Consider the following 20,119-nt stretch of genomic DNA (forward strand, 5'->3'; position numbering starts at 1 on the left):
GTCGCTGCCCATGTCCATCACGCCGCTGGCCAACCGTCCCCACGATCACTCCCATTGCGTACACAGCGCACTGGCTGAAGCCGACGCCTTGTGCACCCGCCAGGGCCTGCGCCTGACCGCGCTGCGCCGCCGTGTGCTGGAACTGGTGTGGCAAAGCCACAAGCCGCTGGGCGCCTACGACATCCTCGCCGTGCTCAGCGAGCAGGACGGCCGCCGCGCCGCTCCGCCTACGGTGTACCGCGCGCTGGACTTCCTGCTGGAAAACGGCCTGGTGCACCGCATCGCCTCGCTCAACGCCTTCATCGGCTGCAGCCACCCCGAGCACGTGCACCAGGGCCAGTTCCTGATCTGCCGCGAATGCCATGTGGCCATCGAGCTGGAGCAAAGCAGCATCAGCGAGGCCATTATCAACAGCGCCAAGGGTGTGGGCTTCACGGTCGAGACCCAGACCGTGGAAGTGGTCGGCCTGTGCGGCAATTGCCGGAGCGCGGCATGAGCGATGCGCTGATCCGCCTGGAACAGGTGGGCGTTACCTTTGGCGGCGAGGCGGTGCTCGACAGCATCGACCTGTCGGTCGCACCAGGGCAGATCGTCACCCTGATCGGCCCCAACGGGGCAGGCAAAACCACCCTGGTGCGCGCCGTGCTCGGGCTGCTAAAGCCGCACCGCGGCAAGGTATGGCGCAAGCCGAAACTGCGCATTGGCTACATGCCGCAGAAGATCCAGGTCGATGCCACACTGCCGCTGTCGGTGCTGCGCTTCCTGCGCCTGGTGCCCGGCGTAGACCGCGCGGCAGCCTTGTCGGCGTTGCAGGAAGTGGGCGCCGAGCAGGTCATCGACAGCCCGATCCAGACCATTTCCGGCGGCGAGATGCAGCGCGTGCTGCTGGCCCGTGCTTTGCTGCGCGAACCCCAACTGCTGGTGCTCGACGAGCCGGTGCAGGGCGTGGACGTGGTCGGCCAGACCGAGCTGTACAACCTCATCACCCGCCTGCGCGACCGCCACGGCTGCGGCGTGCTGATGGTGTCCCACGACCTGCACCTGGTGATGAGCGCCACCGACCAGGTGGTGTGCCTGAACCGCCACGTGTGCTGCTCGGGCCACCCGGAGCAAGTCAGCAACGACCCGGCCTTCGTCGAACTGTTCGGCCAGAACGCACCGAGCCTGGCCGTTTACCACCACCATCACGACCACAGCCACGACCTGCACGGCTCGGTCGTCGCCCCCGGCACCCATGTTCACGGAGAGCACTGCAAGCATGGCTGATTTTCTTCTTTACGCCTTGCTTGCGGGATTGTCCCTGGCAGTAGTTGCGGGCCCACTCGGTTCTTTCGTGGTGTGGCGGCGCATGGCGTATTTCGGCGATACCCTGTCCCACGCCGCGCTGCTGGGCGTGGCAATGGGTTTCGTGCTGGACGTGAGCCCGGCCCTGGCGGTAACCGTCGGCTGCCTGTTGCTGGCGATCCTGCTGGTTACCCTGCAGCAACGCCAACCGCTGGCCTCCGACACCCTGCTCGGCATCCTCGCCCCCAGCACCCTGTCGCTGGGCCTGGTGGTACTGAGCTTCATGCACGATGTACGCATCGACCTGATGGCCTACCTGTTCGGCGACTTGCTGGCCATCAGCACCACCGACCTGGCCTGGATTCTCGGCGGCAGTGCGCTGGTCCTGCTGCTGCTCGCCGTGCTGTGGCGGCCGCTGCTGGCCGTCACCGTGCACGAGGAACTGGCCATGGTCGAAGGCCTGCCCGTTGCCGGCCTGCGCATGGCATTGATGCTGCTGATCGCAGTAGTGATTGCCGTCGCGATGAAGATCGTCGGTGTATTGCTGATCACTTCGCTGCTGATCATCCCTGCCGCTGCGGCGCAACGTCACGCCCGCTCCCCCGAACAGATGGCCCTGGGCGCCAGTCTGCTCGGCGTTACCGCCGTCTGTGGCGGCCTGGCCATGTCCTGGTTCAAGGACACACCCGCCGGCCCATCGATCGTGGTCTGCGCGGCGGTGCTATTCTTGCTGAGCCTGGCCCTGCCAAAACGCTGAAATACAGGGCGTGTGATGGCACGCCTTGCAACCTTTTGCCGGGTAAAGGGTCTGTAAGACCTGTTTTCGAGCGTGCGCACCTGGGTGTAGACTTGCTCGCTTTTTGCGCAAATAGAGAGTCGCAGGAATGAAGCCGTTCGCCTCCCGTTATCTGCTTGTTGCCGCGTTTTCCCTGTTCCTGGCTGCCTGCTCCAGCGCGCCGGTCGAACAGGCCGCCGTACCTGCCCAAGCCGATGCCTGGCAGCAGTTGCAACAAAACATCGCCAGCAACGAGCTGGCCACCGCCGAAGACCAGCTGGCAGCCCTGCAGGCCCAGTCGCCTGACGACGCGCGCCTGGAGCAATACCAGCGTCAGTTGGCCGAAGCGTATCTGCAACGCAGTCAGATCGTCCTGCAAAAGGGCGATGTGAACGCAGCAGCTACTGCCTTGGCCCGTGCCCGTGCACTGATGCCGCAAGCCCCGGCGGTGACCGGTGGCGATCCCCTGTCCCAGGCACGCAAGGCCGAGCTGGAGAAGGCAGAGGCTGCCTTGAAAGCTGCTGAAGCCAAGCCCAAGGCACGCATCATCGACCCGACAGCGCCAAGCACGGTGGTGGCCTTGAAGACCACCGATAGCCGGGCCATGCGCCGCCAACTCGATGACATTGCCGCCGATGTGGTGAGCTATGACTGCGAAGTGGTGTTCCAGGTGCCGCGTACTGATGATGCGCCGTGGCTGAAGACCTTGCTGGAGAAACGCGTGCGCAAGATCGACAGTGGGTTTGAGCTGAAGCAGAAGCATGAGATTCAGCGTTCGCTGCCGGCGCAGGTGGTATTGGTGCCACACCTGCAATAAAACTTTAAGGCCCTATCGCCGGCAAGCCAGCTCCCACAAGTACTGCACAAAGCTCAAGGCCTGCGCAGTACCTGTGGGAGCTGGCTTGCCGGCGATGGGCTGCAAAGCAGCCCCTTAGGCCGGCACAGCCTCCGCAGCCGCCTCCCGCTCCCACACCCGATGCCCCTCAACCGCTTTGACAAAGGCATCCACGGCTTTCTGGTCATCCGCCAGCAGCAAGCCCTTGTCTTCCTTAAGTCCCAGGCCGGTCGCCAGTTCCTTGGTCAACACCATAGCCTTCAGGTGCTTGTAGCCTTCCAGCAAGAAGTGTTTGGCCAGCCCGCTAGCCACCAAGGCATCCGTCGGAGCCTTACCTGATGGCACGACAATCCCGTCGAACATGATCGAAGGCATCCCTTCCATCGACGCGTCCACCGAAAGCTGCTTGCCATCCGCGGCTTTCACTGGCGCCGACGTTGGCCCCAGCAGCATCAGCCGTGCACTCACAGCCTCCAGTGCCTTGACCAGCCTGTCGACGCTCGCAGCATCCACACCGTCCGCTACCAGCACAGCAACCTTGCGCCCCTTGATGCCCACTTCGCCTGCATGGCTCATCTGGCTCAACGCCTTTGACTGCGCAGGTTTGCTGCCTTTCACCCTGACCGTGCCGCGCTTGGGTGCCGGCAAACCAAGGTTGCCCGCCACCGCGGCCGCCAGTTTCAAATCGATGTTCGCCATAATCTCATTCACCACGCGCACACGAATGGCTTCACGCTCCACCTTGCCCAGCTCGAAGCTGTAGGCCTTGATGATGTGCTGCTGCTCGGTCGGGCTCATGCTCTGGAAGAACAGCCGCGCCTGCGAGAAATGGTCGCCAAACGACGCGCTGCGCTGGCGGATCTTGTGCGCATCAATGCGCTCCTGGTAACTCTCGAATCCGCCATCTTGCGCAGCTGGCGGTGTTTCTCTTGGCCAACCGCCGTCGATGGAGTTGGGTTCGTACGAAGCCCGACCCTTGTCGATGGTCATGCGGTGCATGGCATCGCGCTGGCTACTGTGGTTGGGCGCCACCGGACGGTTGATCGGGATTTCATGGAAGTTCGGCCCGCCCAGGCGGCTGATCTGCGTATCGGTGTAGGAGAACAACCGGCCCTGCAGCAGCGGGTCGTTGGTAAAGTCGATGCCCGGCACGATATGCCCCGGGCAGAACGCCACCTGTTCGGTTTCGGCGAAAAAGTTGTCCGGATTGCGGTTGAGCACCATCTTGCCCAGCAGCGTTACCGGCACCAGCTCCTCCGGGATGAGCTTGGTCGGGTCGAGCAGGTCGAAATCGTACTTGTGCTCATCGGCCTCGGGCACGATCTGCACGCCCAGTTCCCATTCGGGGTAATCACCCGACTCGATGGCCTCCCACAGGTCGCGGCGGTGATAGTCAGCATCCTTGCCCGCCAGTTTCTGCGCCTCGTCCCACAACACCGAATGCACACCCTCGCGCGGCTTCCAGTGGAATTTGACGAAGCTGGCCACGCCTTCGGCGTTGATCAGGCGGAAAGTGTGCACGCCAAACCCTTCCATCATCCGCAGGCTGCGCGGGATGGCGCGGTCGGACATGGCCCAGATCACCATGTGCGCCGACTCGGGCACCAAGGATACGAAGTCCCAGAAGGTGTCGTGGGCCGAGCCACCGGTGGGCATTTCGTTGTGCGGCTCAGGCTTCACGGCATGCACGAAGTCGGGGAACTTGATGGCGTCCTGGATGAAGAACACCGGCATGTTGTTGCCAACCAGGTCGAAATTACCCTCATCGGTATAGAACTTGACGGCAAAGCCGCGCACATCGCGCACCGTATCACCCGAACCACGCGGCCCTTGCACGGTGGAAAAGCGTACGAACACCGGGGTGATCTTGTCGGGATCTTGCAGGAAACCGGCTTTGGTCAGATCCGCATGGTTGCCATAACTCTGAAAGTAGCCGTGCGCTCCGGTACCACGGGCATGCACGATGCGCTCCGGGATGCGCTCATGATCAAAGTGGGTGATCTTCTCGCGCATGATGAAGTCTTCGAGCAGCGACGGCCCGCGTGCGCCAGCCTTGAGGCTGTTCTGGTTGTCGGCAATCTTCACCCCCTGGTTGGTGCGCAGGGCCTGGCCGGTAGCGTCGCTGCGGAAGGTTTCCAGGCTCTGCAACTTGGCATTGGTATTGGCCCGGTCCGGGGTCTGGGTGCCAGCGGCTTCACTCTGCTTGGGCGCGTCCGTTTTCTTGCTGGGCATGGTCGGCTCTCCTCATCAGTCTTCAGGCGTGCCCGTTGCGGGCTTGTTCAACTAGTGACTGGGAGGCTTTGCCGAGCGTTCAATCAGGATTACCGGTTGTCGCGATATGCCCGATGGATTGGTGCATTACGAAATAAATGCTAAGAACAGCTATGGGAAAAGGCTAAAATGCGCGACCCCAGCTAACCGCTGACCCAAATTCCATGCGCCCCACAAGGTTCGCTACGTGATCGAGTTCCAACAGGTACATAAAACCTACCGCGTTGCCGGTAGGGAAATCCCCGCACTGAATCCGACCAGCCTGACCATCGAAGATGGCCAGGTGTTCGGCCTGATCGGCCATTCCGGCGCTGGCAAAAGCACCATGCTGCGCCTGATCAACCGCCTGGAAGAGCCTTCCGGCGGCAAGATCATCGTCGACGGTGAAGACGTCACCGCGTTCAACGCCAGCCAGTTGCGCGGCTTCCGCCAGCAGGTCGGGATGATCTTCCAGCACTTCAACCTGCTGGCCTCCAAGACCGTCGCCGACAACGTCGCCCTGCCACTGACCCTGGCCGGCGAGCTGTCGCGCAGCGAAATCGACAAGCGCGTGACCGAGCTGCTGGCCCGTGTCGGCCTGCAAGACCACGCCAAAAAGTACCCGGCGCAATTGTCTGGCGGCCAGAAGCAGCGCGTCGGCATCGCCCGCGCCCTGTCCACCAACCCGAAGATCCTGCTGTGCGACGAGGCCACCAGTGCCCTCGACCCGCAAACCACGGCCTCGGTCCTGCAATTGCTGGCCGAGATCAACCGTGAGCTGAAGCTGACCATCGTGCTGATCACCCATGAAATGGACGTGATCCGCCGTGTCTGCGACCGCGTTGCAGTGATGGACGCCGGCCAGATCGTCGAGCAAGGCTCGGTGGCTGATGTGTTCCTGCACCCGCAGCACCCCACCACCAAGCGCTTTGTCCAGGAAGACGAGCAAGTCGACGAAGGCGAACAGCGCGACGACTTCGCCCACGTGCCAGGCCGCATCGTGCGCCTGACCTTCCAGGGCGACGCCACCTACGCGCCGCTGCTGGGCACCGTGGCCCGCGAAACCGGTGTGGACTACAGCATCCTCGCCGGGCGTATCGACCGCATCAAGGATGTCCCCTATGGCCAGCTCACCCTCGCCCTGATCGGCGGAGACATGGAAGCGGCGTTCGCCCGCTTCAAGGCAGCTGACGTACATATGGAGGTACTGCGTTGATGGACGCCCTGAATTTCTTTGCCAACGTTGACTGGGCCGAAATCTGGCTGGCCACCGTCGACACCATGATCATGCTGTTCGGCTCGCTGTTCTTCACGGTACTGCTGGGCCTGCCACTGGGGGTGCTGCTGTTCCTCTGCGGGCCTAAGCAGATGTTCGAGCAAAAGGGCGTGTATGCGCTGCTGTCGCTGGTGGTGAACATCCTGCGCTCGCTGCCGTTCATCATCCTGCTGATCGTGATGATCCCGTTCACCGTGCTGATCACCGGCACCTCGCTGGGCGTAGCCGGCGCCATCCCGCCGCTGGTGGTGGGTGCCACGCCGTTCTTTGCCCGCCTGGTGGAAACCGCCCTGCGTGAAGTGGACCGCGGCATCATCGAGGCTACCCAATCGATGGGCGCCACCACCCGCCAGATCATCACCAGCGCGCTGCTGCCGGAAGCCCGCCCGGGCATCTTCGCGGCCATTACCGTCACCGCCATTACCCTGGTGTCGTACACCGCCATGGCCGGTGTGGTCGGTGCCGGCGGCCTGGGCGACCTGGCTATCCGCTTCGGCTACCAGCGCTTCCAGACCGATGTAATGGTAGTGACCGTGGTGCTGCTGCTGGTACTGGTTCAAGTGTTGCAGAGCGTGGGCGACAAACTGGTCGTGCATTTTTCCCGTAAGTAACCCCAATGGGGTCGGCCCGGCCGACCCGTTCGGGGGCCGTCGCGGCCCTCACAAGGAGTGATTGATGAAGAAGCTGCTTGCTGTTGCTGCCGCTGTCGCGGCCTTCTCGGCCCACGCCGATACTCTGACCGTTGCCGCCACCCCGGTGCCGCACGCCGAGATCCTCAACTTTGTCAAACCACAACTGGCGAAAGAGGGCGTGGATCTGAAGGTGAAGGAGTTCACCGACTACATCCAGCCGAACGTGCAGGTGGCCGAAAAGCGACTGGACGCCAACTTCTTCCAGCACCAGCCGTACCTGGATGAGTTCAACAAGGCCAAGGGCACCCAACTGGTGAGCGTAGCCGGCGTGCACATCGAGCCGCTGGGCGTGTACTCGACCAAGATCAAGAAGCTGGACGAGCTGTCTTCCGGCGCCACCGTGGTCATCCCCAACGACGCCACCAACGGCGGCCGCGCCCTGTTGCTGCTGGACAAGGCCGGTGTGATCAAGCTGAAGGACAACAAGAACATCCTGTCCACCGTGAAGGATGTGGCCGAGAACCCGAAAGGCATCAAGTTCCGTGAGCTGGAAGCGGCCACCATCCCGCGCGTGCTGACCCAGGTCGATGCCGCCCTGATCAACACCAACTACGCGCTGGAAGCCAAGCTGAACCCGGAGAAGGACGCGCTGGCCATCGAAGGCAGCGACTCGCCTTACGTGAACATCCTGGTTGCCCGCCCGGACAACAAGGACTCGGAAGACATGAAGAAGCTGGCAGCTGCGCTGCACTCGCCTGAGGTGAAGCAGTTCATCATCGAAAAATACAAGGGCGCTGTGGTTCCGGCGTTCTGATCCGAAATCCCCGGGGCCGCTTTGCGGCCCATTCGCGACGCAAGGCCGCTCCCACAAAATACGGCGTACGCCGATCCATGTGGGAGCGGCCTTGTGTCGCGATAGGCCTGCGCAGCAGGCCCAGCACTCTCAATCCCGCTTCACAAGCCCGGGCAACTGCGCCACCAGCTTCTGGTTGTTGAACGGCGCACGAATGAACCCGCGCTGACGCCCATCCGGCCCCACAACCGCCAGGTTACCGCTGTGATCCACGGTATACCCCGGCTTGCTGGTATCCGCCGGAATGAACGGAATGCTCAAGGCATTGGCCAGCTTCTGGGTATCCTCGATCGACCCCGCCACCCCGACAAAGTCCTTGTCGAAATAGCCCAGGTACTGCTTCAGCTGGTTCGGCGTGTCGCGGTTCGGGTCCACGCTCACCAACACTACCTGCAGCCGGTCAACGGCTTCCTTGGGCAACTCGCTCTTCACCTGGCGCAACTGGGCCAGGGTGGTCGGGCAAATGTCCGGGCAGTAGGTGTAGCCGAAGAACAGCAGCGACCATTTGCCTTTCAGGTCATCCAGCTGCACTGGCTGGCCATCCTGGTTGGTCATGGTCACGTCGGCCACGGTGCGGCTTTGCGGCAGCAGGATGATGCCGGCGTCGATCAGTTCGGTGGGATTGGGCTGGTCGCGGCCATTGAGCACCTTGTTGACAGTCAGGCCCATGATCAGCGCGACCAGGGCAACGAGGATGAAGACGGTTTTCTGGGTTCGGGTCATAGGTTCAGCAACAGGTAGTGGTCGAGGAGCAACGCAATGAACAGCGCGAACAGGTAGCCGATAGAGTACTTGAAGGTGCCGATCGCCGCGTGCGGCCGGCTGCCACGGTACAACACCCAGGCCCATTGCAGGAAGCGCAGGCCCAGCGCCAGGGCACAGGCCAGGTACAGCGGGCCGCTCATGTGGATGGCATAGGGCAGCAGGCTCACCGCCAGCAATACCAACGTGTACAGCAGGATATGCAGCTTGGTGTAGCGCTCACCGTGGGTCACCGGCAGCATCGGGATATCGGCCTTGGCGTATTCCTCTTTGCGGTGGATGGCCAGCGCCCAGAAATGCGGCGGGGTCCAGGCGAAGATGATCAGCACCAGCAGCAAGGGTTCGGCGCTGACATGGCCGCTTACGGCCACCCAGCCGAGCAGCGGCGGGGCGGCGCCGGCCAAGCCACCGATAACGATGTTCTGTGGCGTGGCACGCTTGAGAAAGCCGGTGTAGAGCACCGCATAGCCGAGCAAGGACGCCAGGGTGAGCCAAGCGGTGAGGGCGTTGGTAAACACCAGCAGCAACGTCATGCCCAACAGCGCCAGGGCCAGGGCGAACAACAGCGCCGGCAGTGGCTCGACCCGGCCCTGGGCCAGCGGCCGCTTGTGGGTGCGGGCCATCAGCGCATCGATGCGCCGGTCCACCACATGGTTGACCACCGCTGCGCCGCCTGCACACAAGCCGATGCCCAGGTTGCCGAACAGCAGCACGCTCCAGCTCACACCCGCGCGGGTGGCCAGGAACATGCCAGCCAGCGAGGTAATCAGCATCAGCACCACCACCTTGGGCTTGGTCAGCTCCAGGTAATCGCGCCAGCTGGCCCGCCGTACGCTTAGAAGCGTCGCCACGAATCATTCCTCATGTGATGGGAAGTGCCCACGCCGGCCACCGGCCGCAGGCGCCAACCATGGCCGACACCCACACGCACCTTGTCGACCACGCGAATACGGTAATTCACCAGCACCATGCTCAACAGCAGCATCGCCCCACCCGCGTTGTGCGCCACGGCGACCGCCAGCGGCAGGTGGAACAACACATTGCTGATGCCCAGGCCCACTTGCAGGGCTAGCACCAGCAGCACCAGCCGCGCCAGGCCGGTTAGGCCACAGCGGTGCAGCTTCCAGCTGAACATCAGCAATACGCAGGTCACCAGCAGGGCGCCCAGGCGATGGCTGATATGAATGGCTGTGCGCGCATCACTGTCCAGTTGCCCACCCAGGTAATTGGGGCCGACATGCTGGGTCAGGTGGAAGCCATTGCTAAAGTCCGCCGCCGGCCACCACTGGCCGTGGCAAGTGGGCAGGTCGATGCAGGCGACGGCCGCATAGTTGGCACTGACCCAACCGCCCAGGGCGATCTGGCCGATCACTACCAACAGGGCCAACGCCGCGATGCGACGCAAGCTCAACGGCAACTTGGGTAATGGCGCAAAAGCCCGGGATAGACGCAGGGATAGCAGGAACAGCAGGCTCAACGTAGTGAACCCGCCGAGCAAGTGCGCGGTGACCACCTGTGGCCACAGCTTCAGGGTAACCGTCCACATGCCGAAGGCCGCCTGGGCCAGTACCACACCCAGCAACAGCACAGGCAAGCGATAAGGCTGGCCGTCGCGGGCATGCCGGCGCACCGCCTGGAAGGCCAGCAGGGCAATGACCATGGCCAACGTGCCGGCGAAGTAGCGATGGACCATCTCGGCCCAGCCCTTGGCCTCTTCCACGGGGTGATCGGGGAAGTGCAACTCGGCATGGGCCAACTGGGCCTCGCTCTTGGGCACGCTGATGAAGCCGTAGCAGCCCGGCCAGTCCGGGCAGCCCAGGCCGGCGTGGGTCAGCCGGGTATAGGCGCCGAGCAGGACGACCAGCAGTGCCAGCAGGGTGGCGAATACAGCCAAGCGGAATCCGGGTCTGGCCATGGCAGGCTCCTAGCCGATGTTGGACAGCTTGAGCAAGTGGCGCAGGTCGTCCAGCACATGCTTGCCGTTGACCTTGCCGTCGTAGCGCAGCACCAGGTTGCCGTGGGGGTCGACGATCCAGAGTTGCGGGCCAGGCTCGCCAACCTTCTGCAGGTAGTGTTGGGCGTCCAGCGGGTAGCGTTGCAGTTGCGGGTACTCGCGGCCCAGCAGCGCCTGGTAGTCGGCGCTCAGCGGTTGGGCAGCAGCCAAGGCATGACTGGCGCGGCCGGCATCGCGGCCCAGGCCAACCTGGATCTGCCGGGCCAGGTACACCAGGCGCTGGCAGTCTTCGGCGCAGGCCTCGGGCGCGCTGACCAGCAGTTGCCAGCGCTCGTCTTCACCCGCCACGCCGATATCGGCACGGCTTTCACCATTGCCGATCATGGCGCCGTGGTAGCTGCGGCCTTCCGGCACCCAGAACTTGAGCTTGTACATGCTGGTGGCCAGGATCATCGGACCGAGCACCACCAGCAAGATCAACAGCAGCTGCAAACGCCCGCGGGCTCTGGGTTTGCTACGTTCAGGCACGTCCAGTGGAGTGGCGGTGGCCATGGCGTTTCTCCTTGTTGTGGTGCCAGCCGAAGTAGAGGTAAAGCAGAACCAGCGCAGTCGCCAGGGCAAACCACTGCACGGCGTACCCCAGGTGTTTTTCCGGGCCCATGGCAACCACCGGCCAGTCCAGCCGGTAGGTTGCCGGGCCGGGCTCCAGGCGCAACTCATGGGCATAGCCTTCGCGGCCTAGCTGTGGCCATAGCTGTGCGGCATCAACGGCGGTAAGCAGATGGGGCCATTGGCCGCCTTCAGGGTCGGGATGCAGCTGAAACGTGCTGCCGGGTGATACGTAGACTGAAGCGTCCAGTGCCAAGGCGTTGGAGGGGGTATCGAAATGCACCGGCACGCGACGGTCTGGCCATGGCAGCCAGCCGCGATTGACCAACAGCCACAGGCCGCTGGGCTGGTCATGGAAGGGTTGAAGAAGTTCGACACCGGCCTGGCCGTCGCGCATGCGGTTGTCCAGCAGTAGGCTGTGTTCGGCGTCGAAGCGGCCATAGAGGTGCACGCGGCGGAAGGCGTTGTCTTCGTTCGATGCAAGCTGAGCCGTGGCGATTGGCGCGTCGACCCGCCGCTCGGCATAAGTGGCCAGCAGCACGCGCTTTTCCTCGGCGCGGCCCAGTTGCCAGCAGCCAAGCGCTATCAGGCCCGGCAGCAGCGCAAGCACCACCAGGGTCGGTACCCAACCTGGGCGAAACGGCCTCACGGGCGCCTCGCTATACTTATCCACATCACCGCATCCCCCCCGGAGTAGCGCCATGCTAAAGGCCGCGATTGTCCTGATGCTGTTGGCCACGATTGCCAGCCTGTTCAGCGGCCTGGTGTTTCTGGTCAAGGACGATGAAAACTCGACCCGCCTGCTCAAGGCACTGACCGTGCGGGTGACCCTGGCGGCCCTGACCATTGGTTTGGTCGCCTGGGGCTTGATCAGCGGTCAGCTGGTTTCACATGCTCCCTTCTGAATCTCTGAGTGCCTGGCCTCATCCCTGTAGGAGCGAGCTTGCTCGCTCCTACAGCACATAGACAAAGATGAACAACCCCACCCACACCACATCGACGAAGTGCCAGTACCAACTGGCCGCCTCGAAGCCGAAGTGTTTCTCCGGGTTGAAATGCCCGCGCAAAATCCGCACGAACATCACGATCAGGATGATCGTGCCCAACGTCACGTGGGCGCCGTGGAAGCCGGTCAGCATGAAGAACGTCGCCCCGTAGATCCCCGAACCCAGCGTCAGCCCCAGCTTGGTATAGGCCTCGTGGTACTCGTAGGCCTGCAACGTAATGAAGCTGATACCCAGAAGAATGGTCAGCGCCATCCAGAACTTCAGTGGCCCACGGTGATCACGGCGCAACGCATGGTGCGCAAGGGTGATGGTCACACTGGAACTGACCAGCAGGATGGTGTTGATCAGCGGCAGGTGCCACGGGTCGATCACTTCCTTGGGCGGCGGGAACAGTTTCGGGTCGGGTGTGTGCAGCAGCGGCCAGGTGAACTCGAAAGTTGGCCACAGCATGTGCGCAACCCCTTTGGCCCCTTCGCCCCCCAGCCACGGCCCGGCCAGCACACGCACGTAGAACAGCGCACCGAAAAAGGCCAGGAAGAACATCACCTCGGAGAAGATGAACCAGCTCATGCCCCAGCGGAACGAGCGGTCCAGCTGCGGGCTGTACAGTCCCGCACGGCTCTCCTTCACCACAGCGCCGAACCAGCCGAACAGCATGTAGGCCAGGAACAATGCACCCACGAAGAAAATCAGCGGCCCGTGCGACTCCGGGTGGCCGGCCTTCATGTCATTGAACCAGGTGCCCAGGCCGAACACCGTGATGAACATGCCGATGGTGGCGATGATCGGCCACTTGCTCTGCGCCGGGACGTAGTAGTGCTCATGACTTGCCATTGCTGTTCTCCTTCCCTTAACGGGCGCCCTGGACGTCCTGGGCCGCAACATGCGCGACCGGCGGGTGGCGAGCGGTGATGTCGAACAAGGTGTAGGCCAGTGTCAGGTGCTTCACGCTGGCCGGCAGGTCGCGGTCGACGATGAAGCGCACCGGCATCTCGATGCGTTCGCCGGGCTGCAGCACCTGCTGGGTAAAGCAGAAGCACTCGGTCTTGTGGAAATACGCCGCGGCCTCGGCCGGGGTAATGCTGGGTATCGCCTGCGCACTCATCGGCCGGTCGGTCGGGTTGTGGGCAATGAAGATCATCTGGTTCACCGCCCCCGGGTTGACCTCCAACTGGTCAGCCGTTGAGTAGAAGTCCCAGACCATGTCGCTGGCATTGGTCGACATGAACTGCACCCGCACCGAACGCGACGGGTCGCTGACCTGGCTGCCTTCGTATTGCCCGCCAGTCTTGCCGTTGATGCCAAACGCCTTGCACATCACGTCGTAGATCGGCACCAGGGCAAAGCCGAAGGCAAACATCACCACCGTCAGCATCAACAGGCGCGTTACCAGGCGTTTCAGCGACAGGCCGTTCATGGCGGGCTTCCTATTTCACTTCCGGTGGCGTCTGGAAGGTGTGGTAGGGCGCAGGCGAGGGGATCGACCACTCCAGGCCCTCGGCGCCATCCCAAGGCTTGGCCGGTGCCGGCGCGCCGCCACGGATGCACTTGATGACGATGAACAGGAAGAAGATTTGCGTGGCGCCGAACATGAAGGCACCGATAGACGACACCATGTTGAAGTCGGCGAACTGCAGGTTGTAGTCGGGGATGCGTCGTGGCATGCCGGCCAGCCCCACGAAGTGCATGGGGAAGAAGGCCATGTTCATGCCGATGAACGACAGCCAGAAGTGCAGCTTGCCGAGGGTTTCGTCATACATGTGGCCCGTCCATTTCGGCAGCCAGTAGTAGGCCGAGGCGAAGATGCCGAAGATCGCCCCGGGCACCAGCACATAGTGGAAGTGTGCGACCACGAAGTAGGTGTCGTGGTACTGGAAGTCCGCCGGGGCGATGGCCAGCATCAAGCCGGAGAAGCCGCCGATGGTGAACAGGATGACGAAGGCGATGGCAAACAGCATCGGCGTCTCGAAGGTGAGCGAGCCTTCCCACATGGTGCTGACCCAGTTGAACACCTTCACCCCGGTGGGCACGGCGATCAGCATGGTGGCGTACATGAAGAACAGTTCGCCCACCACCGGGATGCCGACCACGAACATGTGGTGGGCCCAGACGATGAACGACAGGAAGGCAATCGCGCCGGTGGCGTACACCATTGAGGTGTAGCCGAACAGCGGCTTGCGCGAGAACGCCGGGATGATCGAGCTGACCGCACCAAAGGCCGGCAGGATCATGATGTACACCTCGGGGTGGCCGAAGAACCAGAACACATGCTGGAACAGCACCGGGTCACCGCCACCGGCGGCGCTGAAGAAGCTGGTACCGAAGTGGATGTCCATCAGCATCATGGTCACCACGCCGGCCAGCACCGGCATCACCGCAATCAGCAGGAACGCAGTAATCAGCCAGGTCCAGACAAACAATGGCATCTTCATCAGGGTCATGCCCGGCGCACGCAGGTTGAGGATGGTGGCGATCACGTTGATCGCGCCCATGATCGAGCTGATGCCCATCAGGTGGATGGCAAAGATGAAGAAGGTGACGCTGGCCGGTGCATAGGTGGTGGACAGCGGGGCGTAGAAGGTCCAGCCAAAATTCGGCCCGCCGCCAGGGCTGAACAGGGTCGACACCAGCAACAGAAACGCCGCCGGCAACAACCAGAAGCTGAAGTTGTTCATGCGCGGCAGGGCCATGTCGGGCGCACCGATCATCAACGGGATCATCCAGTTGGCCAGGCCGACGAAGGCCGGCATCACCGCACCGAACACCATGATCAGGCCATGCATGGTGGTCATCTGGTTGAAGAACGCCGGCTCCACGATTTGCAGCCCGGGCTGGAACAGCTCGGCGCGAATCACCATGGCGAACGAGCCACCAAGCAGGAACATGAGGAAGGCAAACCACAGGTACATCGTGCCGATGTCTTTGTGGTTGGTGGTCAGCACCCAGCGCATCAGGCCCTTGGCCGGGCCGTGCGCATGGTCATGGCCGTGGGCGTGGTCGTCGATCACTGTGCTCATGTCCTGTCTCCTGCAACCCATTGATTGCCGCGAGTAGCCCGGTTCATTGCGCTTCTGCCTGCTTCAGCGCCAGCACGTCCTTCGGCGTGACCATGTCGCCCTTGTTGTTGCCCCAGGCGTTGCGCTCGTAGGTGACCACGGCGGCAATATCCACTTCCGAGAGCTGCTTGCCGAATGCAGCCATGGCGGTACCGGGTTTGCCGTGGAAGACGATGCTCAGGTGGCCTTCCTTTGGCCCGGTAGCGATCTTCGAACCCTTGAGCGCCGGGAACATCGGCGGCAGCCCCTGGCCTTCGGCCTGGTGACAGGCCACGCAGGTGGTGTGGTAGACCTTGTCGCCACGCTCCACCAGCTCTTCCAGGGTCCATTCCTTGCTGGTCAGCTCCTTGAGCTTGGCAGCTTCGGCTTTGCGCTCACCCAACCAGGTGTCGTAGTCGGCCTTGGACTTCACCTCGACCACCACCGGCATGAAGCCATGGTCCTTGCCGCACAACTCGGTGCACTGGCCGCGGTAGATGCCGGGCTTCTCGATACGGGTCCAGGCTTCGTTGACGAAACCGGGGATGGCGTCGCGCTTGACCGCGAAGGCCGGTACCCACCAGGAGTGGATGACGTCAGCGGCGGTTACCAGGAAACGCACCTTGGCGCCCACAGGCAACACCAGTGGCTGGTCGACTTCGAGCAGGTAATGCTCGTCCTTGGGGGCCTTGTTGTGAATCTGATCGGCGGGGGTGGCCAGGTTGCTGAAAAACTCCACGTCCTGGCCCAGGTATTTGTAGTGCCACTTCCACTGGTAGCCGGTGACCTGGATGTCGATGTCCGACTCGCTGGCGTCGTAGATGTCGATCAGGGTCTTGGTGGCCGGGATGGCCATGGCCACGAGAATCAGGAAGGGCACCACGGTCCAGAGGATTTCCACCCAGGTATGCTCGTGGAAATGCGCGGCCTGCTGGCCGGTGGAACGGCGGTGGATGACCATCGACCAGAACATCGCGCCGAACACCACGATGCCGATGATCACGCAGATCCAGAAGATGGTCATGTGCAGGTCGAAGACGGCGTTGGAGACTTCCGTCGCCCCCGGGTGCATGTTCACGGTCCAGGCGGCGTTGGCCTGACCAAAAACCGACCACAACAGGAGGCCCATCCAGACATGTGGATGTCGCATCATTGCGGGTTCCCCTTCTAATTCTTGTTGTCCCGGAGGCGTGGCCTGCGGCAAGAGGGAACGGCGGTCAAGACTGCCTGGCTTCGACGACCGAGCCCCTGCTAAAAGCAGTCGGGCCTCATCAACGAATCACGTTCACCGGGAGTATAGACAGCGACCAATGGCACGCAATGAAGCCTGTGAAATGAACTTCACGAAATGGCCAAATTGCCTGAAAACCGCACGCTTGAGGGGGTATGGCGCAATAATGGCACCTTGATATGCCTGAGAGCGCACACGTTTGCGAGATTTATAACAAATAGGTCTTAGGTATTCTGTATACCGAGCTAATTTAGTGTCTTCCGTTTGAAACGTAATGTCCCTGGAGTTGTCATGAACATCGCTGCTGTACGCGAGCAGGTAAGCCAAGCCCATCAACATGAAGGCCAGACCGGCCAATTGAAACAGCGTCTCGAGCTGCAACTGCCCCACCTGCACCCCTCGATCCAACTGCCTGAGCAGGACGCCCAGGGTACTTTGGCGCGCTTCGTCAGCGCCTACATCGACCAGGTTCCGGAACTGCTGGAGGCCGCACATGCGGTTGCCCGCGAGGCCGGGATCGAGTCGCAGATCAAACCTGTATTGAAAATTGCCGAGGCTTACTTCCTGCAACCGCCCGAGGTCATGGAAGGGCATGTGGGTCTGGACTGCCTGCTGGATGAGGCCTACCTGGCGCATCGCTTGGTGGAGGAAGTGAATGACTTGTACATCCGACACTTCCAGCAGCCGCTGATCCCGGTCGATACCACCGTCGCCAACCTGATTGCCCACCAGTTGATTGGCGAGGAATTTGCCAATCAGCTGGATGAAGTGGTGCATCACTCGGTTGACGAAATGCTCAATGACGAAAGCTTTGCGGTGGAGTCTGTTGAGGCTTATCGCGAGAAACTGAGCAGCCCGGCAACTGGCGAGGCCTGGAAGCGCTGGCCGTGCCTGTCGCGGCAGCTGGGTGTCGAGCTGGGTCAACCGGCCTGATTTTCCTGTTCCGGCCTCTTCGCGGGCACGCCCGCGAAAGGGCCAGATCAGGCAACAAATCCCTCGGCGCTATGCCCCAACCCCCGCCGTAGTCCGCAGCCGCCCCTCGATCCGCCGCTTCAACCGCCGCTGCTCGATCAACAACCGCGACCCATTCGCCGCATTGCTGCGGCCCCAGTCTTCAAGCAGCTCAAGGCACGAGTGGTCGATGTAGCTCAGGTTACCCAACGGCACATGCAGCGTGGTCCCCGCCGGCACAGTATCCAGCATCTGAGTCAGCGCCGGCACCTTGAGGAACGTCGCCGCACCGCTAAGCCGCAGCTCCATGTGCCCAGCCTTCTCCAGGCTCACCAGGTTGATCTTCAGCCGCGACGCCTTGAACGCCAGCTTCAGCAAGGTCAGGGCAAAGCCAAGCAGCACGCCGGTCAGCAGGTCGGTAAAGATGATCGCCAGCGCTGTCGCCGCGTAGGTAAACATCGGCATGCGGCCATAACGGCCCAACCCGCGAAACGCCTTGAAGTCCACAAGCTTCACCCCGGTAAACACCAGCACACCCGCCAGGCTCGCCACCGGAATCTGCTGCAGCACGCTGCTCAGCGCCACTACGAACGCCAGCAGCCAAAGGCCATGGAAGATCGCCGAAGCCCGGGTTTGCGCACCCGCCTGAACGTTCGCCGAACTGCGCACGATCACTCCAGTCATCGGCAAAGCACCCAACACACCGCAGAGCATGTTGCCGATCCCCTGGGCCGACAACTCACGGTCGAAGTCCGAGCGCTGGCCGCTGTGCATGCGGTCCACCGCCGCAGCCGACAGCAGGGTTTCAGCACTGGCAATGAAGGCCAGGGCGAAGGCAGCGACCAGCAGGGTAGGGTCGGCCAGCTGCATCAGGTCATCCGGGCGGATCCAGTCGATGGCCTCAGACAAGTCTGCCGGCACTTGAACTCGGTTGACCGGCAAGGCCAGCCACATGCTGATGCCAGTCATCGCCGCAACACCCAGCAGGGCACCCGGGACGAACCGCAGCCGCTGCGGCCGCAAGCGCTCCCAGCCCCACATGATGGCGATGGTACCCAAGCCCAGCGCGCCGGCCATCCAGCCGGTACCGGCGCTTTCCTGTGGCAGGGCTGCGGCCACGGTTGCCGGGAACTCCAGCAGGTTCTGCATACCGGAAGGCTGGGGCGCGGTGTCGAACATGACATGCACTTGCGACAGTACGATCAGCACGCCAATCCCCGCCAGCATGCCGTACACCACCGCTGGCGCAGTGACGCGGAACCAGCACCCCAGGCGCAGGCGCCCGGCCAGCAATTGCAGCACCCCGGCCAACAGCAAAATCGGCCCAAGCATGGCCATGCCATGTTGGCGCACCAGCTCGAACACCAGCACTGCCAGGCCGGCAGCCGGGCCGCTGACTTGCAGCGGCGAACCGGCGAGGAAACCCACGACAATCCCGCCGATAATGCCGGTAATCAGGCCTTTGGCCGGCGGCATGCCCGAGGCGATCGCAATGCCCATGCACAACGGCAAGGCCACCAGAAAGACCACCACCGACGCCAACAACTCACGCGGCAGGGCCGCTTTCAACTGTGTAATGTTCACCGTGTTTCTCCATTCTCAGTCACACGGCCATTCCCCTGGCCGTGGGCACGTTTGCCCCTGACAAACGCGCAGGCGCGGGCCGCCAGCGGGCGTGCCGGCAAGGCAGTCAGGGAATTCAAGGCAGCAGAAGGCCGCGCCACACCCTGAAGGGTGCAGCCGGCTATCAAGGTTCTAGCGGTGGATGGGGCGCTTAGTAGCGGCCTCTCGGAGTGGCGCTCGGAACAGGCTCGCCAGCGGCCAGGGGCAGGAAGCTGTCGCTGGCGGCGTCGTAGGCTTCAATCTTGCTGGTCTCGATGTCGTAGACCCAGCCATGGATGTACAGCTGGCCAGCTGCCAGGCGCGAGGCCACCGAGGGGTGAGTGCGCAGGTGGTGCAGCTGGGCAATGACGTTTTCCTTGGTCAGCACCTGCATGCTTTCGTGTTCGCTGCCGCACGAGCAGTTGTTCTCGACCACGGTGCGGGCCACCTCGGCATGGCGCAACCAGGCGCCAACCGTCGGCATCTTGTCCAGCGAGTGCGGGTTGAGTACCGCGCGCATGGCACCGCAGTCGGAGTGGCCGCAGATGATGATGTGGTGCACTTTCAGTGCAAGAACCGCGTATTCGATGGCGCTGGAAACACCACCGTTCATCTGGCCATAAGGCGGCACCACGTTACCCACGTTACGGGTCACGAACAGGTCGCCTGGCGAGCTTTGGGTGATCAGCTCGGGGACGATGCGCGAGTCGGCGCAGGTGATGAACATGGCGCGTGGCGTTTGCGCGGTGGCGAGCTTCTTGAACAGCTCTTGCTGCTCGGGGAAGACGTCATGGTGAAAGCGCAGGAAGCCGTCGACGATGTGCTTCAGGGCAGCATCGGCGCTTTCCGCGGGGACCTGCGGTACGACCTTGGATGGGTCCTTGACGGGCATGATTCATCCTCTTGACGGTGTGTAGGTAAATCCATTTTACCGGTGAAAGATTCTGGCTATGCAGGGATTTAGATGACACGCACGGGCCATTGATCACAGTCGGTGTGGACTGATTTCCTACGCTAGCGGGGAAAACTTAACTGAAACTTAATTCGAAGGCTCTAGAACGGG

General features: G+C 62.6%; 21 protein-coding genes. 9 read left to right on the forward strand and 12 right to left on the reverse strand.

The window, feature by feature from the left end; genetic code table 11:
• The first annotated feature begins 10 nt into the window (after positions 1 to 10).
• From zur to A0O30_RS15305, 4 genes are all read left to right on the forward strand, one after another.
• Entirely contained in the window at positions 11 to 496 is a 486-nt protein-coding gene (gene zur, locus A0O30_RS15290; protein WP_105947068.1) for a zinc uptake transcriptional repressor Zur, read from the forward strand.
• Positions 493 to 1,266 (forward strand): zinc ABC transporter ATP-binding protein ZnuC, encoded by a 774-nt coding sequence (gene znuC / locus A0O30_RS15295; protein ID WP_016712841.1) that lies wholly within the window; start codon positions 493 to 495, stop codon positions 1,264 to 1,266. The genes zur and znuC overlap by 4 nt, the downstream gene beginning before the upstream one ends.
• A complete protein-coding gene (znuB, locus tag A0O30_RS15300) occupies positions 1,259 to 2,041 on the forward strand; it encodes a zinc ABC transporter permease subunit ZnuB (RefSeq protein ID WP_019099207.1) in 783 nt (260 codons plus the stop codon). Before znuC ends, znuB begins: the two co-directional genes overlap by 8 nt.
• Before the next feature lie 127 nt (positions 2,042 to 2,168).
• Positions 2,169 to 2,876, forward strand: coding sequence for a PA5502 family lipoprotein (locus A0O30_RS15305; RefSeq protein WP_105947069.1), 708 nt, complete (start codon positions 2,169 to 2,171; stop codon positions 2,874 to 2,876).
• 114 nt (positions 2,877 to 2,990) lie between these two features.
• Here A0O30_RS15305 and katE read toward each other — a convergent pair whose 3' ends face one another.
• Positions 2,991 to 5,126: a catalase HPII gene (katE, locus tag A0O30_RS15310; RefSeq protein ID WP_105947070.1), complete on the reverse strand. Its 2,136-nt coding sequence runs from the start codon at positions 5,124 to 5,126 to the stop codon at positions 2,991 to 2,993.
• Between the two features lie 226 nt (positions 5,127 to 5,352).
• On the opposite strand from katE, the gene A0O30_RS15315 reads away from it, so the two are divergent.
• The 3 genes from A0O30_RS15315 to A0O30_RS15325 all read left to right on the forward strand — a co-directional run bounded on the left by A0O30_RS15315 (position 5,353) and on the right by A0O30_RS15325 (position 7,866).
• Entirely contained in the window at positions 5,353 to 6,360 is a 1,008-nt protein-coding gene (locus tag A0O30_RS15315; protein WP_016712837.1) for a methionine ABC transporter ATP-binding protein, read from the forward strand.
• On the forward strand, positions 6,360 to 7,031 hold the full coding sequence (locus A0O30_RS15320; protein ID WP_010951513.1) for a methionine ABC transporter permease: 672 nt from the start codon (positions 6,360 to 6,362) through the stop codon (positions 7,029 to 7,031). Before A0O30_RS15315 ends, A0O30_RS15320 begins: the two co-directional genes overlap by 1 nt.
• A 64-nt stretch (positions 7,032 to 7,095) precedes the next feature.
• Positions 7,096 to 7,866: a MetQ/NlpA family ABC transporter substrate-binding protein gene (locus A0O30_RS15325; protein WP_105947071.1), complete on the forward strand. Its 771-nt coding sequence runs from the start codon at positions 7,096 to 7,098 to the stop codon at positions 7,864 to 7,866.
• A gap of 129 nt (positions 7,867 to 7,995) precedes the next feature.
• Here A0O30_RS15325 and A0O30_RS15330 read toward each other — a convergent pair whose 3' ends face one another.
• Genes A0O30_RS15330 through A0O30_RS15350 form a run of 5 tightly spaced genes read right to left on the reverse strand, consistent with a single transcriptional unit; the run spans position 7,996 to position 11,879 of the window.
• Positions 7,996 to 8,628 (reverse strand): SCO family protein, encoded by a 633-nt coding sequence (locus tag A0O30_RS15330; RefSeq protein WP_060499831.1) that lies wholly within the window; start codon positions 8,626 to 8,628, stop codon positions 7,996 to 7,998.
• Entirely contained in the window at positions 8,625 to 9,518 is an 894-nt protein-coding gene (gene cyoE / locus A0O30_RS15335) for a heme o synthase (protein WP_105947072.1), read from the reverse strand. The genes A0O30_RS15330 and cyoE overlap by 4 nt, the downstream gene beginning before the upstream one ends.
• Positions 9,503 to 10,582, reverse strand: coding sequence for a heme A synthase (locus A0O30_RS15340; protein ID WP_105947073.1), 1,080 nt, complete (start codon positions 10,580 to 10,582; stop codon positions 9,503 to 9,505). Before A0O30_RS15340 ends, cyoE begins: the two co-directional genes overlap by 16 nt.
• A 9-nt stretch (positions 10,583 to 10,591) precedes the next feature.
• Positions 10,592 to 11,173, reverse strand: a complete 582-nt coding sequence (locus A0O30_RS15345; protein ID WP_105947074.1) for a hypothetical protein — start codon at positions 11,171 to 11,173, stop codon at positions 10,592 to 10,594.
• Positions 11,142 to 11,879 (reverse strand): SURF1 family protein, encoded by a 738-nt coding sequence (locus A0O30_RS15350; protein ID WP_105947075.1) that lies wholly within the window; start codon positions 11,877 to 11,879, stop codon positions 11,142 to 11,144. The genes A0O30_RS15345 and A0O30_RS15350 overlap by 32 nt, the downstream gene beginning before the upstream one ends.
• Positions 11,880 to 11,931: 52 nt before the next feature.
• Here A0O30_RS15350 and A0O30_RS15355 point away from each other — a divergent pair, with 52 nt between their 5' ends.
• Positions 11,932 to 12,135, forward strand: a complete 204-nt coding sequence (locus A0O30_RS15355) for a twin transmembrane helix small protein (protein WP_003253030.1) — start codon at positions 11,932 to 11,934, stop codon at positions 12,133 to 12,135.
• Positions 12,136 to 12,183: 48 nt separating this feature from the next.
• Here the strand turns inward: A0O30_RS15355 and A0O30_RS15360 are convergent, their stop codons facing one another.
• The 4 genes from A0O30_RS15360 to coxB are packed head-to-tail and all read right to left on the reverse strand — an operon-like array spanning position 12,184 to position 16,425.
• Positions 12,184 to 13,071, reverse strand: coding sequence for a cytochrome c oxidase subunit 3 (locus A0O30_RS15360; protein WP_105947076.1), 888 nt, complete (start codon positions 13,069 to 13,071; stop codon positions 12,184 to 12,186).
• A gap of 16 nt (positions 13,072 to 13,087) precedes the next feature.
• Complete coding sequence (locus A0O30_RS15365; protein WP_016712829.1) at positions 13,088 to 13,654, reverse strand: cytochrome c oxidase assembly protein; 567 nt, start codon at positions 13,652 to 13,654, stop codon at positions 13,088 to 13,090.
• A gap of 10 nt (positions 13,655 to 13,664) precedes the next feature.
• A complete protein-coding gene (gene ctaD / locus A0O30_RS15370) occupies positions 13,665 to 15,254 on the reverse strand; it encodes a cytochrome c oxidase subunit I (RefSeq protein ID WP_104833654.1) in 1,590 nt (529 codons plus the stop codon).
• Positions 15,255 to 15,297: 43 nt separating this feature from the next.
• Positions 15,298 to 16,425, reverse strand: a complete 1,128-nt coding sequence (gene coxB, locus A0O30_RS15375; protein WP_105947077.1) for a cytochrome c oxidase subunit II — start codon at positions 16,423 to 16,425, stop codon at positions 15,298 to 15,300.
• Between the two features lie 369 nt (positions 16,426 to 16,794).
• On the opposite strand from coxB, the gene A0O30_RS15380 reads away from it, so the two are divergent.
• Positions 16,795 to 17,436: a hypothetical protein gene (locus A0O30_RS15380; protein ID WP_105947078.1), complete on the forward strand. Its 642-nt coding sequence runs from the start codon at positions 16,795 to 16,797 to the stop codon at positions 17,434 to 17,436.
• A gap of 69 nt (positions 17,437 to 17,505) precedes the next feature.
• On the opposite strand, the gene A0O30_RS15385 is transcribed toward A0O30_RS15380, so the two are convergent.
• Together A0O30_RS15385 and A0O30_RS15390 are read right to left on the reverse strand one after the other, a co-directional pair.
• Positions 17,506 to 19,038, reverse strand: a complete 1,533-nt coding sequence (locus A0O30_RS15385; protein WP_105947079.1) for a SulP family inorganic anion transporter — start codon at positions 19,036 to 19,038, stop codon at positions 17,506 to 17,508.
• 190 nt (positions 19,039 to 19,228) lie between these two features.
• A complete protein-coding gene (locus A0O30_RS15390; protein WP_105947080.1) occupies positions 19,229 to 19,948 on the reverse strand; it encodes a carbonic anhydrase in 720 nt (239 codons plus the stop codon).
• Between the last annotated feature and the right edge of the window lie 171 nt (positions 19,949 to 20,119).

It is taken from the genome of Pseudomonas sp. LLC-1 (assembly GCF_002992185.1).
In the GTDB taxonomy this organism is placed as follows: Bacteria; Pseudomonadota; Gammaproteobacteria; order Pseudomonadales; family Pseudomonadaceae; genus Aquipseudomonas; species Aquipseudomonas monteilii.

Bases quoted from the DNA above. Each gene is read 5' to 3' on its own strand.
- zur (WP_105947068.1), top strand. From the start codon at position 11: ATGTCCATCACGCCGCTGGCCAACCGTCCCCACGATCACTCCCATTGC.
- znuC (WP_016712841.1), top strand. From the start codon at position 493: ATGAGCGATGCGCTGATCCGCCTGGAACAGGTGGGCGTTACCTTTGGC.
- znuB (WP_019099207.1), top strand. From the start codon at position 1,259: ATGGCTGATTTTCTTCTTTACGCCTTGCTTGCGGGATTGTCCCTGGCA.
- A0O30_RS15305 (WP_105947069.1), top strand. From the start codon at position 2,169: ATGAAGCCGTTCGCCTCCCGTTATCTGCTTGTTGCCGCGTTTTCCCTG.
- katE (WP_105947070.1), bottom strand. From the start codon at position 5,126: ATGCCCAGCAAGAAAACGGACGCGCCCAAGCAGAGTGAAGCCGCTGGC.
- A0O30_RS15320 (WP_010951513.1), top strand. From the start codon at position 6,360: ATGGACGCCCTGAATTTCTTTGCCAACGTTGACTGGGCCGAAATCTGG.
- A0O30_RS15325 (WP_105947071.1), top strand. From the start codon at position 7,096: ATGAAGAAGCTGCTTGCTGTTGCTGCCGCTGTCGCGGCCTTCTCGGCC.
- A0O30_RS15330 (WP_060499831.1), bottom strand. From the start codon at position 8,628: ATGACCCGAACCCAGAAAACCGTCTTCATCCTCGTTGCCCTGGTCGCG.
- A0O30_RS15340 (WP_105947073.1), bottom strand. From the start codon at position 10,582: ATGGCCAGACCCGGATTCCGCTTGGCTGTATTCGCCACCCTGCTGGCA.
- A0O30_RS15345 (WP_105947074.1), bottom strand. From the start codon at position 11,173: ATGGCCACCGCCACTCCACTGGACGTGCCTGAACGTAGCAAACCCAGA.
- A0O30_RS15355 (WP_003253030.1), top strand. From the start codon at position 11,932: ATGCTAAAGGCCGCGATTGTCCTGATGCTGTTGGCCACGATTGCCAGC.
- A0O30_RS15360 (WP_105947076.1), bottom strand. From the start codon at position 13,071: ATGGCAAGTCATGAGCACTACTACGTCCCGGCGCAGAGCAAGTGGCCG.
- A0O30_RS15365 (WP_016712829.1), bottom strand. From the start codon at position 13,654: ATGAACGGCCTGTCGCTGAAACGCCTGGTAACGCGCCTGTTGATGCTG.
- ctaD (WP_104833654.1), bottom strand. From the start codon at position 15,254: ATGAGCACAGTGATCGACGACCACGCCCACGGCCATGACCATGCGCAC.
- coxB (WP_105947077.1), bottom strand. From the start codon at position 16,425: ATGATGCGACATCCACATGTCTGGATGGGCCTCCTGTTGTGGTCGGTT.
- A0O30_RS15380 (WP_105947078.1), top strand. From the start codon at position 16,795: ATGAACATCGCTGCTGTACGCGAGCAGGTAAGCCAAGCCCATCAACAT.
- A0O30_RS15390 (WP_105947080.1), bottom strand. From the start codon at position 19,948: ATGCCCGTCAAGGACCCATCCAAGGTCGTACCGCAGGTCCCCGCGGAA.